1 protein-coding gene is annotated in these 16,232 nt (G+C 73.6%); it reads right to left on the reverse strand.

Going from position 1 to position 16,232, the window contains the following annotated elements; genetic code table 11:
- Positions 1 to 20: 20 nt before the first annotated feature.
- Positions 21 to 16,220: a type I polyketide synthase gene (locus tag ACZ53N_RS03975; RefSeq protein WP_469139395.1), complete on the reverse strand. Its 16,200-nt coding sequence runs from the start codon at positions 16,218 to 16,220 to the stop codon at positions 21 to 23.
- Positions 16,221 to 16,232 lie beyond the last annotated feature (12 nt).

Here is a 16,232-nt window from a genome sequence, read left to right on the forward strand (position 1 = left end):
AAAGGGAGTTCGACCGGGAGTCAGAGGTCCGTCGACCGGCCGAGCTCGTTGTCAATAAAGGCAAGGATTTCGTCGGCGCTCGCCGCCTCGATCCGTTCCGTCACCTCGAGCGCGCCGGTCTCGGCGTCGGATCCGCTCCACCGCGCCAGCAACTGCCGCAGCCGCACCGCGACTCCGGACCTGGTGGCCTCGTCGTGGTCGCCGGCCGCCAAGGCCGCCTCGAGCCGGTCGAGTTCGGCCAGCGGTGAGGGGTTGTCCGCGGGGTCCTCGGCGCCCGTCAGGGCCGCCGCGAGGTGTTCGGCGACGGCGACGGGCGTGGGGTAGTCGAAGACCAGGGTGGCCGGCAGCCACACCCCCGTCCTGGCGGTCAGCCGGGAGCGCAGCTCCACCGCGGTCAGGGAGTCGAAGCCCGACCGGCTGAAGTCCTGGTCGCCGGCGACGGCGTCCGGTGCGGCGTGGCCGAGCACACCGGCGCTCTCGGCCCGTACCAGGTCCACGAGAAGCCGCACCCGCTCGTTCTCGCGCACCCCCTCCAAGCGCTGGAGCAGGCCGGTGGCCCGCATCCCGGATGCCGCTGTGCGGCGGCGGGTCCGTACCAGCCCGCGCAGAATCGACGGTATCTCACCGGCCGATCGAGAGGAGCCCTCAGCCGTCAGCCCTAGGGAGACCACCAGAGCCTCGTTCAGGTCGAAGGCCTCGTCGAAGAGCGTCATGCCCTGTTCGAGGGTCAGCGGCGGCATCCCGGAACGCGTCATGCGCTCCATGTCCGCGGCGCTCAGGGCGCTGGTCATGCCGCTGCCCTGGCCCCAGGGGCCCCAGGCCACCGACATCGCCGCGAGCCCCAGGCCGCGGCGGTGGTGGGCCAGCGCGTCCAGGAACGCGTTGCCCGCCGAGTAGTTGGCCTGGCCGGGGCTGCCCAGCACACCGGAGACGGAGGAGTACAGGACGAACGCCGACAGGTCCAGCTCGCGCGTCGCCTCGTGCAGGTTCCACGCCGCGTCCACCTTCGGCCGGAAGACCCCGGCCAGCCGTTCGGGCGTCAGCGAGGCGAGCACACCGTCGTCGAGCACACCGGCCGTGTGCACGACCGCCGTCAGCGGGTGCCCGGCGGGGACCGACGCGAGCAGCGCGGTCACCTCGGCGCGGTCCGCGATGTCACAGGCGGCGACGGTGACCTCGGCCCCGGCGGCCGTCAGGTCCGCCTCCAGCTCCGTCACCCCGGGCGCGTCCGGCCCCCGGCGGCTGGCCAGCAGCAGGTGCCGCACGCCCTTCTCGGCGACCAGGTGCCGGGCCAGTTCTCCGCCCAGGCCACCCGTGCCACCGGTGATGAGCACCGTGCCGTCGGGGTCCCAGGCCCGTACGCCCGGCACGTCCTCCCGGTCCACGCGGGCCAGCCGCGCGACGCGGACGGTGCCCTCCCGCACCGCCAACTGGTCCTCGTCGGCGGCCAGCAGAGCGGGGACCGCGGATTGCGGAAGGGTGTCGTCGAGGTCGGCCAGCAGGAAGCTGCCGGGGCTCTCCACCTGGGCGGTCCGCACCAGGCCCCACACCGCGGCGGCGGCCAGGTCGCGCACGTCCTCGTCGCCCACGGCGACGGCGCCGCGGGTGACGAACACCAGCCGTGAGGCGGACAGTCGCCGGTCGGCCAGCCACTCCTGCAGCAGCCCCAGCACCCGGGCCGAGACGGCTCGCACCGACGCGGGCAGCGGCTCCGTGGCACCGGCGGGAACGCCGACGACGGGAACCACGACCGTGCCGGGGACGGCTCCTTCGCCGTCGAACAGGGCCGTCAGCGAGTCGACCCGCCGCACGGACCGTCCGCTGTCCGACTCCAGGGCGTCACCGAGGCCGAACGGGTCAGCGCCGACGACGGCCCACCGGCCGCCGTCGCGCGCTGGGGTGTGGGCGGTCGGCGCGGCCGGCCACTCGACGCGCAGGGTCGCCACCCGCTCGGTGGCGCCGACGGTGGTCGCCTCCCCCGCCTCGGCGGGGCGCAGGACGAGCGACTCCACCGAGAACACCGGGGCGCCCTCGATGTCGACCGCGGCGAGCGCCACCGAGTCCGCGCCGGTGGCGGCCAGGCGTACCCGGGCGCTCGACGCGGCCCCGGCGTGCAGGGACAGGCCGCTGAACGAGGCGGCCACCAGCCCGTCCGCCGCTTCCTCCGGCATCGCGAAACCCGCGGCCTGGACGACGGCTTCGAGCAGTGCGGGGTGCACGGCGTAGGCCGTCGCGTCCTCCGTCTGCTCGGCCAGTGCGACCTCGGCGAATACCTCGGTGCCGCGCCGCCATACCGCGTTCAGCCCCTGGAACTGTGGCCCGTAGGCGACACCGTCCTCGGCCGAGTCGTCGTAGTAGCCCTCCAGGTCCACCGACTCGGCGCCCTTGGGCGGCCAGGTGGTCGCGTCGAATCCGGCGGCGGCGTCCTCGGCACCGTCGGTGAGTGTGCCGTCGGCGTGCCGCGTCCACGGCGCACCCGGTACGCCTTCGGGGCAGGAGTACACGCCGAGCGGGCGCCCGCCCTGGTCGTCGGCGGTACCGATGCGCACCTGGAGCTGCACGGCGCCCTGTTCGGGCAGCGTCAGCGGGGCCAGGAGCGTCAGGGCGTCCACCCGGTCGCAGCCGACCTGGTCCCCCGCCCGGACGGCGAGTTCCGCGAAGCCGGCACCCGGCAGTGCCACGGCACCGCCGACCCGGTGGTCCGCCAGCCACGGGTGGGTGGCGAGCGACAGCCTGCCGGTCAGCACCACCTCGTCCGACCCGGCCATGGCCACCGCGGCACCCAGCATCGGGTGCTCGGCGGACGTCAGCCCCAGGCCGGACACGTCACCCACGCCGGCCGACACCCGCGGCCAGTAGCGTTCGTGCTGGAAGGCGTACGTGGGCAGGTCGACCCGGCGGGCGCCGGTCCCGGCGAAGTACGCCGCCCAGTCGACGGGGACGCCCTGGACGTGCAACTTGGCCAGGGCGGTGACGGCGGCGGTCTCCTCCGGGCGGTCCTTGCGCAGGACCGGCACGAGGGCAGTGACGTCCGGTACCGACTCGGCGGCCATCGCGGACAGCACACCGTCCGGCCCCAGCTCCAGGAGCGTGTTCACGCCTTCCCCGACCAGGGTCCGTACCCCGTCGGCGAAGCGCACGGTCTCGCGGACGTGCCGCACCCAGTACCCGGGCGAGCACAGCTCGTCGGAGGAAGCCACCTGACCGGTGAGGTTGGAGACCACCGGCACCCTCGGCGCGTGGAACGTCAGGCCGCCGACCACCGCGCGGAAGTCCTCCAGCATCGGCTCCATCAGCGGCGAGTGGAACGCGTGCGACACCGACAACCGCGACGTCTTACGGCCCTCGGCCGCCAGCTTGTCCGCGATCTCCCGTACGGCGTCCTCGGTGCCGGAGACGACCACCGACGACGGACCGTTGACCGCCGCGATCGACACCTCGTCGGTGAGCAGCGGCAGCACCTCGGCCTCGGTGGCCCGCACGGCCACCATCGCACCGCCGGCGGGCAGGGCCTGCATCAGCCGACCGCGCGCGGCCACCAGACGGCAGGCGTCCGTCAGCGAGAACACACCCGCCACATGCGCGGCCGCCACCTCACCGATGGAGTGACCGGCCACGAACTCCGGGGTGATCCCCCAGGACTCCGCCAGCCGGAACAGCGCCACCTCGACCGCGAACAACGCGGGCTGGGTGAAGCCGGTCTCGTTCAACGCCTCGGCGTCGTCACCCCACATCACCTCACGCAACGGCCGGTCCAGCGACAGGTCCAGCTCGGCGAAAACCGCGTCCAGGGCCTCGGCGAACACCGGGAAACGCTCGTAGAGCTCCCGGCCCATGCCCAGCCGCTGCGCACCCTGTCCCGAGAACAGCACCGCCGGTCGGCGGTCGGCCAGGGCACCGCGGGCCGCCTGGACGACGCCGCCCTCGGAGGACAGCAGGACCGCCCGGTGCTCGAACACCGACCGGCCCGCCGCCAGCGAGAACCCGATGTCGAGCGAGGAAGCGGTGGTGTCGTCGTCGGCCACGAAGGACCGCAGCCTGGCCACCTGGGCGTCCAACGCCGCCTCGGTCCTGCCCGACACCACCCACGGCACCACACCCGGCGAAACCGCCGGCTCCTCGGCCGGTACCGGCTCGGTGGCCGGGGCCTGCTCGAGGATCACGTGCGCGTTCGTACCGCTCATGCCGAACGAGGACACACCGGCCCGGCGGACGCGTCCCGACTCCGGCCACTTCGCCGCCTCGGTCAGCAGCTCCACGGCCCCCGCCGACCAGTCGACCTGCGACGACGGGGTTCCCACCCGCAGGGAGCGCGGCAGCACACCATGACGCATCGCCATGACCATCTTGATGACTCCGGCGACGCCCGCCGCGGCCTGCGCGTGACCGAGGTTCGGCTTCACGGAACCGAGCAGCAGCGGACGTTCGGCGTCGCGGTCCTGCCCGTACGTGGCGAGCAGCGCCTGGGCCTCGATCGGGTCGCCCAGTTTGGTGCCGGTGCCGTGCGCCTCGACCGCGTCCACGTCGGCGGGCGAGAGACCACCGCTCGCGAGGGCCTGGCGGATCACCCGCTGCTGGGAGGGGCCGTTGGGCGCGGTCAGACCGTTCGACGCGCCGTCCTGGTTGATCGCGGAGCCGCGGACGACGGCCAGCACCGGATGCCCGTTGGCCCGCGCGTCGGAGAGCCGCTCGACGACGAGCATGCCGATGCCTTCCGACCAGGCGGTGCCGTCCGCGTCGTCGGAGAACGCCTTGATGTGCCCGTCCGGTGACAGACCGCCCTGGCGGCTGAAGCCGGCGAAGCTCGTCGAGGTCGTCATCAGGGTGACGCCACCGGCCAGCGCCAGCGAGCACTCGCCGGACCGCAGGGCCTGCGCGGCCCAGTGCAGGGACACCAGGGAGGACGAGCACGCGGTGTCCACGGTCACCGCGGGGCCCTCGAAACCGAACGTGTACGAGAGCCTGCCCGAGATGACGCTGGCCGCGAGCCCGGTACCGGCATGGCCCTCCACGTCGTCGCGCGCCTTGAGGACGAGATTCGCGTAGTCCTGCCCGTTGGTTCCGACGAAGACACCGGTCTGGCTGCCGCGCAGCGCCGCCGGGTCGATCCCGACGCGCTCGAACGCCTCCCAGGACACCTCCAGCAGCAGGCGCTGCTGCGGGTCCATCGCCACCGCCTCACGCGGTGAGATCCCGAAGAACCCGGCGTCGAAGTCGGCCGCGTCGTACAGGAAACCGCCCTTGCCGGTCGCGCTGGCGCCCTGCCCGCCGCCGGCGAGGAGGTCGAGGTCCCAGCCGCGGTCCGTGGGGAACTCCGCGATCCCGTCGCGGCCCTCGGCCAGCATCTCCCACAGGTCCCGCGGCGAGTACACCCCGCCGGGGAAGCGGCACGCCATGCCCACGATCGCGATCGGGTCGTCCGTGAACGCCACGGGGGCGGTGGGGACGGGCGCGGCGGCGTCGGCCGGCTCGCCCACCAGCTCGGTCACGAGGTGCTCGGCGAGGGCGCGCGGGGTGGGGTAGTCGAAGACGAGGCTGGTGGGCAGGGGCAGTCCGGTCGCGCCCGTGAGCTGGTTGCGCAGCTCCACGGCCGTCAGCGAGTCGAAGCCGAAGTCCCGGAACGCCTTGTCGCCGCTGATCGCCTCGGCTCCGGAGTGGCCGAGGACGGTGGCGGCCTGCTCGCGGACGACCCGGAGCACCAGGGTCAGCCGCTCGGGCCCGGTCGCGCCCCGCAGCCGCTCACGCAGCCCGGACGCCGCCGACTCGCCGTCCCGGCGCGCCTCACGGACGGCTTCGGCCACCCGGAGCGCCTCGGGCAGTTCATCGAGCAGCGGGCTCGGCCGGACGGTCAGCAGCGCCTCCAGGGCGCGCGGCTTGCGCAGGTCGGCGAGGACGACCGTCGCGGCCGGCTCCACCACCACCTGGGACAGCGCCGAGAGCGCGGACTCGGGGTCGAGGACGGCGGCACCGGTCCGGACGTCCTCGGCGTCCGCGCGGTCGGCCATGCCGTCACCGGTCCAGCTGCCCCAGGCGATCGACGTCGCCGGGAGTCCGGCCGCGCGCCGCCGCTCGGCGAGCGCGTCGAGTGTGGCGTTGGCCGCCGCGTAGTTCGCCTGGCCGGGGTTGCCGACGGCTCCCGAGACCGACGAGAAGAGCGCGAACACCGACAGGTCCATCTCACGGGTCAGCTCGTCCAGCAGGAACGCCGGGGCGACCTTCGACCGGAACACCGCCTCGAACCGGTCCTCGGTCAGCCCGTCCAGCACACCGTCGTCCAGCGTGCCGGACGCGAGCACCACCCCGGTCAGCGGGAACTCCTCCGGTACGGCCGCGAGGACGGCCGTGAGGCCGGCCCGGTCGGAGGCGTCGCAGGCGGTGATGGTGACCTGGGCACCGAGCGCGGTCAGTTCGTCCCGCAGCTCCGGTGCACCGGGCGCCGCGAGGCCACGGCGGCTCAGCAGCAGCAGATGCCGCGCGCCGTGCCGGGCCAGCCAGCGGGCCACGTGCGCGCCCAGCGCACCGGTGCCGCCGGTGATCAGTACGGTGCCCGAGGGCTCCCAGCGCTTCTCCTGGTCACCGCTCGGCGCGGGCACCAGTCGGCGGCCGAAGGCACCCGACGCCCGGACGGCGACCTGGTCCTCTCCGCCCACGCCCGCCAGGACGGCGGCGAAGCGCCGTGCGGACCGCTCGTCGAGCGTCTCCGGCAGGTCGACCAGCCCGCCCCAGTGTCCCGGGTACTCCAGCGCGGCGACCCGGCCGAGGCCCCAGACCGCGGACTGCACGAGGCTGGGCAGCCCGTCGGAGCGGCCGACGGACACCGCGCCCCGCGTGACGGCCCACAGCGGAGCCGCGATCCGGGCGTCGTTCAGCGCCTGGATGAGGACGGTGGTACTGATCAGACCGGCGGGAACATCCGTGGCGCCGCACGTCTCGTCGAGCGCCAGCAGGGACACGACGCCCGTGAACTCCGCTCCCTTAGCGGCCAGTTCGGCGAGCCGCCCGGCCAGTCGCGCGCGGTCCTGGCCTTCGACGTCGAGGCGGACCGTGTCGGGGCCGAGCGCGGCGACGGCCGAGGCGACCCACGCCTCGTCGGTGACGCCGGCGGAGGTGATCACCAGCCATGTCCCGGACGGCGCGGCGGAGGACACACCTGTGAGCGGGCGCCACACCTCGTGGTAGCGCCAGGAGTCCACCGCCGACTGCACACGACGTCGGGTGCGCCATGACGTCAACGCGGGCAGCACGGCTTCGAGTGAATCCCCGTCGATCTCCAGGCTCGACGCGAGGGACGCGATGTCCTCGCGCTCCACCGCGGCCCAGAACTCCGCGTCCACGGCGTCCGTGCCGGTCGCGACGGCGGCGGCGTCGGCCAGTCGCGGCCAGTACCGCTCACGCTGGAAGGCGTACGTGGGCAGGTCGACCCGGCGGGCGGCGGTACCGGCGAAGAACGCCTCCCAGTCCACCGACACACCGCGGGTGTGCAGTCTCGCCAGAGCGGTGACAGCGGCCGTCTCCTCCGGCCGGTCCTTGCGCAGGACCGGAACCAGCACGGTGTCCTCGGACACCGACTCGGCGGCCATCGCGGAGAGCACACCGTCCGGCCCCAGTTCGAGGAGCGTGCCCACGCCCTCACCGATCAGGGTCTGTATCCCGTCGGCGAAACGCACGGCCTCCCGGACGTGCCGCACCCAGTACTCCGGCGAGCACAGCTCGTCGGGGGCAGCCAGTCGGCCGGTGAGGTTGGAGACCACCGGAACCGACGGCGCGTTGAACGTCAAGCCCTCGACCACCGCCCGGAAGTCCTCCAGCATCGGCTCCATCAGCGGCGAGTGGAACGCGTGCGACACCGACAACCGCGACGTCTTACGCCCCTCCGCCGACAGACGGCCGGCGATCTCCAGCACGGCAGATTCCTCGCCCGCGATCACCACGGACGAAGGGCCATTGACCGCGGCGATCGACACCTCGTCGGTGAGGAACGGCAGCGTCTCCGCCTCAGATGCCTGCACGGCCACCATCGCACCGCCCGCGGGCAGCGCCTGCATCAACCCGGCGCGTGCCGCGACCAGTCGGCAGGCGTCCGGCAGCGAGAACACGCCCGCCGTATACGCGGCCGTCACCTCACCGATCGAATGACCTGCCAGGAACTCCGGCTTCACACCCCACGAACGCACCAAACGGAACAACGCCACCTCGACCGCGAACAACGCAGGCTGCGTGCAACCCGTCTCGTTCAACGCCTCGGCGTCGTCACCCCACATCACCTCACGCAACGGCCGCTCCAGCAACGGATCCAGCTCCGCCAGAACCTCGTCCAACGCCGCCGCGAACACCGGGAAACACCCGTACAGCTCCCGGCCCATCCCCAGCCGCTGCGAACCCTGACCCGAGAACAACACCGCCAACGGACGATCGACCGCCACACCACGCGCCACCTCGACCACACCATCGGCCGAGGACAGCAACACCGCACGATGGTCGAACGCCGAGCGTGCCGTCGCCAGCGAGAAGCCGACGTCCACCGAGCCGGTGTCGTTCGTGCCGTCGGCCGCGAACGACCGCATCCGGTCCAGCTGCGCGTCCAGCGCGGCCTCGGACTTGGCCGACACCACCCACGGCACCACACCGGGCACCACGTCGGGACGCTCCGCCGGTGCCGTGACCTGCGGCGCCTGCTCGACGATGACGTGCGCGTTCGTCCCGCTGATGCCGAACGACGAGACACCCGCCCGGCGCACCCGGCCCTCGGGCCAGGCCGTCTGCTCGGTCAGCAGCTCCACCGACCCCGCCGACCACTCGACGTGCGAGGACGGCTCGCTGACGTGCAGCGTGCGCGGCAGCACACCGTGCCGCATCGCCATCACCATCTTGATGACACCGGCGACACCGGCCGCGGCCTGCGTGTGACCGAGGTTCGACTTCACCGAGCCGAGCCACAGCGGGCTGTCCGCCTCACGGTCACGCCCGTACGTCGCCAGCAGCGCCTGGGCTTCGATCGGGTCACCGAGCGGGGTGCCCGTGCCGTGGGCCTCGACGGCGTCGACGTCGGCCGGGGACAGACCGCTGTTCTCCAGTGCCTGGCGGATGACCCGCTGCTGTGAGGGTCCGTTCGGGGCCGTCAGACCGTTCGACGCGCCGTCCTGGTTGACGGCCGAGCCGCGCACCACCGCGAGAATGCGGTGGCCGTTGGCTTGCGCGTCCGACAGTCGCTCGACGACCAGCATGCCGACGCCTTCGGACCAGCCGGTGCCGTTGGCGTCGTCCGAGAACGCCCGGCACCGGCCGTCGTTGGCCAGCCCGCCCATGCGGGAGAACCCGGCGAATCCCATCGCGGTGGACATCACCGTCACACCGCCCGCCAGGGCCAGTGAGCACTCGCCGCTGCGCAGTGCCTGCGCGGCGAGGTGCAGGGACACCAGCGACGAGGAACAGGCCGTGTCGACCGAGACGGCCGGGCCTTCGAGGCCGAGGGTGTAGGACAGTCGGCCGGAGGCGACGCTGACCGCGAGGCCCGTGGTCGCGTGGCCTTCCACGTCGTCCTTGGACCGCATGATGAGCGTCGAGTAGTCCTGGCCGCTCACGCCGACGAAGACACCGGTGCGGCTGCCGCGCAGCGCCGCCGGGTCGAGCCCGGAGCGCTCGACGGCCTCCCACGACACCTCCAGCAGCAGGCGCTGCTGGGGGTCCATGGCCAGGGCCTCGCGCGGGGAGATGCCGAAGAATCCGGCGTCGAAGTCGGCCGCGCCGCGCAGGAAGCCGCCGGCGCCGGTGAGGTCGCCGCCGCCGATGGCGTGCTGGTCCCAGTCGCGGTCGTCGGGGAATCCCGAGATCGCGTCACCGCCGGAGGCGATGAGGTTCCACAGGGCCTCCGGGGAGTCCACGCCGCCGGGGAACCGGCAGCTCATGCCGACGATGGCGATCGGCTCGTCCGTCGCCGCGGCCTTCGGCGCGGGGGTGCCGCCCGTCGCTTCGGTGTCCGCGCCCACCAGTTCGTCGCGCAGGTACTCCGCGAGCCTTCTGGGGGTGGGGTAGTCGAAGACGAGGGTGGCGGACAGGGCGATGCCGGTGGTGGTCGACAGCCGGTTGCGGAGCTCGATCGCGGTCAGCGAGTCGAATCCGAGCCGGCGGAACTCCCGTTCGGCGGCGATGGCCTCGGGTGAGGGGTGCGCGAGGACGACGGCGGCCTCGGCGCGGACGAGGTCGACCAGGAACCGCAGGCGCTCCTCGTCACCGAGCCCGGCGAGCTGCTGGGCCAGGTCCTTGCGGGAGGCGCGCGCGGCGCTGCTCGCCACCGAGCGGCGGCCGGTCGTGACGAGGCCGCGCAGGACGGCCGGCAGGCCGTCCGCCGAGGGCAGCGCGCCGGAGCCGGAGCCGATGGGGAGCGGGACGACCAGTGCCTCGTCGGTCGTGGTGGCGGCGTCGAAGAGCGCAAGGCCGAGCTCCACCGACAGGGGCGGCATACCGCCGCCGCTGATGCGGCGTACGTCGCGGTCGTCGAGGGTGCTGGTCATGCCGGCGCCCTGCTCCCACGCGCCCCACGCGAGGGACGTCGCGGGCAGGCCCTGGCTGTGCCGGTGGTGGGCCAGGGCGTCGAGGAAGGTGTTGCCGGCCGCGTAGTTGCCCTGCCCGGGGCTGCCCATGACACCGGCCGTGGAGGAGTAGAGGACGAAGGCCGCGAGGTCCAGATCGCGGGTCAGTTCGTGGAGGTGCCAGGCGGCGTCGACCTTCGGGCGGAGCACGGTGGCGAGTCGCTCGGGGGTGAGCGAGGCGATGACTCCGTCGTCGAGGACGCCCGCGGTGTGCACGACAGCGGTGAGCGGGTGCTCGGCCGGGACCCCGGCGAGCAGACCGGCCACAGCGGCACGGTCGGCGATGTCACTCGCCACGACCGTCACCTCGGCGCCGTGGGCCGTCAGCTCCTCACACAGTTCCGCCGCGCCCGGCGCGTCCGGGCCCCGACGGCTGACCAACAGCAGATGACGAACCGAACGCTCGGTGACCAGATGGCGGGCCAGTTCGGCCGCCAGACCACCGGTACCACCGGTGATCAGCACCGTGCCGTCCGGGTCCCAGGCGCGGGGCAGGCTCAGCACGATCTTGCCGACGTGCTTGGCGAGACTCATGTAGCGGAACGCGTCCTTGGCGCGGCGCACGTCCCAGGTCTTCATGGGCAGCGGCCGCAGAGCACCCCGGTCGAACAGGTCGACCAGTTCCGTCAGCATCTGCCGGATCCGGTCGGGGTCGGCGAATCCGAGGTCGAAGGACCGGTAGTCGACGCCCGGGAGGGTGTCGGCGTCGCGGATGTCGGTCTTGCCCATCTCCAGGAAGCGGCCGCCGGGCGCCAGCAGACGCAGCGACGCGTCCACGAACTCGCCCGACAGGGCGTTGAGGACGACGTCGACGCCGCTGCCGTCGGTGACGGTGGCGAAGGCGTGCTCGAAGTCGGTGGTGCGCGAGGAGGCGATGTGGTCGTCGGCGACGCCGAGCGAGCGCAGGACGTCCCACTTGCCCTCGCTGGCGGTGGCGAAGACCTCCGCGCCCAGGTGGCGGGCCAGTTGGACGGTGGCCATGCCCACGCCGCCCGCGCCCGCGTGGACGAGGACCTTCTCGCCGGGGCGCAGCCCGGCCAGGTCGACCATGGCGTAGTAGGCGGTGAGGAACACCAGCGGCACCGAGGCGGCGGTCTCCCACGACCAGGCGTCGGGGACGGGCGTGAGGAGCCGTTCGTCGACGACGCCCAGGGGGCCGAAGCCACCGAACAGCATGCCCATGACGCGGTCGCCGGGGCGCAGTCCGGTGACGTCGGGTCCGATTTCGGTCACGACGCCGGCGGCTTCGGAGCCGAAGAGCCCGGCCTCGCCGGGGTACATGCCGAGCGCGTTGAGGACGTCACGGAAGTTGACGCCGGCGGCCCGCACGTCGACACGCACCTGACGCCCGGTCAGCGGCTCGAGGACCTCCGGGCAGGGAAGGAGGGCCAGCCCGTCGAGGCTGCCCTTGGCGGCGCTGCCCAGCCGCCACGGCGTGCCCGCCGGGGGCACCAGGGCGCCGGCCGACGCGAGGCGCGCGAGGCGGCCGACCCGTACGGTGCCGGCGCGGACGACGGCCTGCGGCTCGTCGGCCTCCAGCAGGCCCGGGAGGGCGGTGAGTCGGGCGGTCGAGTCCGCCGAGTCGTCGAGGTCGGCGAGGAGGAAACGGCCGGGGTTCTCCGCCTGCGCGGACCGCACCAGGCCCCATACGGGCGCGGCGGCGACGTCGGTGACGCTCTCGTCATCGGTCGCGACGGCCCCCCGGGTCACGATCAGCAGCCGGGAGCGGGCGAACCGCTCGTCGGCCTGCCACTCCTGGAGGAGGCACAGCACGCGGTGGGTCACCTCGTGCGCCGACTCGGGGACGCGGGTGGGGTCACCGGTGACGGGGACGACGACGGTCTCCGCCGTCGCGTCCAGCTCGGTGAGGGTGGCGGCGTGGAGCGGGGTGACGCCCGCGGACTCCAGGGCGTCGGCCAGGTCGAGCGTGTCGGCGCCGAGGACCGCCCACCTGGTGTGGTCGGTGTCGGCAGCCACAGCCTGGGGCACCCAGTCGAGGCGGAACAGCGAGTTCATCTCGTCGCGGCGGGTGTGCGCGGCCGCGGCCTGGGGTGATGCGGACCGCAGGGTCAGGGAGGTCACCGAGATGACGGGGGCGCCCTCGGCGTCGACTGCGATCAGTTCGACGGCGTCGGGGCCGCAGTTGGTGATCCTGACCCGCAGCACGGAGGCGCCGGAGGCGTGCAGACAGACGCCGCTCCAGGAGAAGGGCAGCAGGCCCCGCTGGTCGCCGTCGGCGCTGGCGAAGACGGTCGAGTGCAGCACCGCGTCGAGCAGGGCCGGGTGGACGCCGAAGGCGTCGGCGTCCTTGACCCGCTGGTCGAGGGCGACCTCGGCGAAGAGTTCCTCGCCGCGTCGCCAGACCGCGCGCAGGCCCCGGAAGACCGGGCCGTAGTCCAGTCCCGTCTCGGCGTAGCGCTCGTACAGGCCGTCCAGGTCGACGGTGTCGGCGCCGCGCGGCGGCCACTGCGCGCCGTCGAAGCGCAGCGTCCGCTCGTCCGTGGCGAGCATGCCGGTGGCGTGCAGGGACCAGTCCTGGTCGGGGGCGTCGGCGGGGCGCGAGTGGAAGCGCACCTCCCGGCGGCCGTCCTCGTCCGCGCCGCCCACGTGGATCTGCACCTGGGTGGTGCCACGCTCGGGCAGGATCAGCGGGGCCACGATGGTGAGGTCCTCGACGGACGCGCAACCGACCTCGTCGGCGGCGCGGATCGCGAGCTCCAGGAAGCCGGTGCCGGGGAAGAAGACCATGCCGCTGACGACGTGGTCGGCCAGCCAGGGGTGGGTGCGCAGCGACAGGGTGCCGGTGAGCACCAGCTCGTCGGAGCCCGCCATCACCATCGTGGCGCCCAGCAGCGGGTGCTTGGCGGGGGTCAGGCCGAGCCCGGCGGCGTCGCCGGCGCTCATGGACACCTGCGGCCAGAACCGTTCGTGCTGGAAGGCGTACGTGGGCAGGTCCACCCGGCGGGCACCGGTACCGGCGAAGAACGCCTCCCAGTCCACGCGCACGCCGGCCGTGTGGAGCCGGGCCAGAGCGGTGACGGCGGCGGTCTCCTCGGGGCGGTCCTTGCGCAGGACCGGCACGGTCAGGGTGCCGGCGGGGACCGACTCCTGGGCCATGGCGGACAGGACGCCGTCGGGTCCCAGCTCCAGGAGGGTGCCCACGCCCTCGGCGGCGAGGGCTCGTACCCCGTCGGCGAAGCGCACGGCTTCCCGGGCGTGACGCACCCAGTAATCGGGGTCGCACAGTTCCCCGATGCCGGCGAGGGCGCCGGTGAGGGTGGAGACGACGGGGATCGACGGCTCGGTGAAGGACAGACCGGAGACGACCGCGCGGAAGTCGTCCAGCATCGGCTCCATGAGCGGCGAATGGAAGGCGTGCGACACCGACAGCCGTGACGTCTTGCGACCGTCGGCGGCGAGACGACCGGCGAGGTCGAGGACCGCCGCCTCCTCCCCCGCGACCACCACCGACGACGGACCGTTGACCGCCGCGATCGACACCGCCCCGGTCAGCAGCGGCAGCACCTCGGCCTCGGTCGCCTGAACGGCGACCATCGCACCGCCAGCGGGCAGCGCCTGCATCAACCGGCCCCGTGCGGCGACCAGACGGCAGGCGTCCGCGAGCGGGAACACCCCGGCCACATGGGCCGCGGCGATCTCACCGATGGAGTGACCGGCCACGAAGTCCGGGGTGACGCCCCACGACTCGACCAGGCGGAACAGCGCGACCTCGATCGCGAACAACGCGGGCTGCGTGTAACCGGTCCGGTTCAACTCGTCCGCGTCGTCGCCCCACATCACCTCACGCAGCGGGCGGTCCAGGAGCGGGTCCAGCTCCGCCAGCACCGCGTCCAACGCCTCGGCGAACACGGGGAAGGAGCCGTACAGCTCACGGCCCATGCCGAGCCGCTGCGAGCCCTGGCCCGAGAAGAGCACCGCGGACTTCGCCCGGCTCGTGGCGAGGCCCTCCACGGCACCGGGAGCCGTGCCGTTGGCGACCCAGGCGGTCAGGGCGGCGCGCAGGCCGTCGCCGTCGTCCGCCACGACGGCCAGGCGGTGTTCGAAGCCGGCCCTGGAGGTGGCGAGGGTCAGGGCCACGTCCAGCGCGGCGGGGCGGGTTTCCGGCTCCAGGCGGGAGAGCAGGGCGGCCGCCTGGTCGCGCAGCGCCTCGGCGGTCCGGCCGGACAGCACCCACGGCACGGCGCCCGGCCGTCGGACGGGCTCCTCCGGCGCCGCGGCGGCGGTGTCCGCCGGCGCCTGCTCGATGATCACGTGTGCGTTGGTGCCGCTGACGCCGAAGGACGACACACCGGCCCGCCGGGGGTGGTCCGCCTCGGGCCAGTCCCGGGCCTCGGTCAACAGCGAGACGTCGCCCGCCGACCAGTCCACGTGCGACGAGGGCGTGTCGGCGTGCAGCGTCTTCGGCAGGACGCCGTGCCGCATCGCCATGACCATCTTGATGACACCGGCGACGCCGGCGGCGGCCTGGGAGTGGCCGATGTTCGACTTGATCGTCCCCAGCAGCAGGGGCCGTTCGCGGCCCTGGCCGTAGGTGGCGAGCAGGCTCTGCGCCTCGATGGGGTCGCCGAGCGGGGTGCCCGTGCCGTGGGCCTCGACCGCGTCGACGTCCGCCGGGGACAGCCCGGCGCGCTCCAGGGCCTGCCGGATGACCCGCTGCTGCGCGGGGCCGTTGGGCGCGGTGAAGCCGTTGGAGGCGCCGTCCTGGTTGACGGCGGAGCCGCGCACCACGGCGAGTACGGGGTGGCCGTTGCGCTGGGCGTCGGAGAGCCGTTCCAGGAGCAGCACGCCGACGCCCTCGGACCAGCCGGTGCCGTCGGCCGAGTCGGCGAACGCCTTGCAGCGGCCGTCGCGGGCGAGGCCGCCCTGGCGGCTGAACTCGACGAGCGAGCCGGGGGTGGACATCACGTTGACGCCGCCCACGAGCGCCAGCGAGCAGTCGGCGTTGCGCAGCGACTGCACGGCCAGGTGCAGGGCGACCAGCGACGACGAGCAGGCGGTGTCGACGGTGACGGCGGGGCCTTCCAGGCCGAGCGCGTAGGAGAGCCGGCCGGAGACGGCGCTCGCGGCGATGCCGGTGCCGACGTCGCCGGTCGCGTCGTCCAGCGACCTGACGGTCAGATAGGCGTAGTCCTGGCCGTTGGTGCCGACGAACACGCCGGTCCTGCTGCCGCGCAGCCCGGTCGCGTCGATGCCGGCCCGTTCGAAGGCCTCCCATCCGGTCTCCAGCAGCAGGCGCTGCTGGGGGTCGATGGTGACCGCCTCCCGGGGGGAGATGCCGAAGAAGCCGGGGTCGAAGTCGGCGACGGAGCCGAGGAAGCCGCCGCGCTGGCTGACGCTGGTGCCCCGGTCGTCGACGCCGCTGGTGTGCAGGGCCTGAAGGTCCCAGCCGCGGTCGGTGGGGAAGCCGGAGATGGCGTCCGTGCCGGAGGCGACGAGCTGCCACAGGTCCTCGGGGGAGGACACCTCGCCGGGGTACCGGCAGCTCATGCCGACGATGGCGATCGGTTCGGTGGCGGCGGTGACCAGTTGCCGGTTCTGCCGCCGCAGCCGCTCGGCTTCCTTCATCGCGGCACGGAGTGCTTCGACAACCTTCTCGTTGGTGCTGTTCATGTCTCTACTCCG

The organism is Streptomyces sp. NPDC033229 (assembly GCF_055576875.1).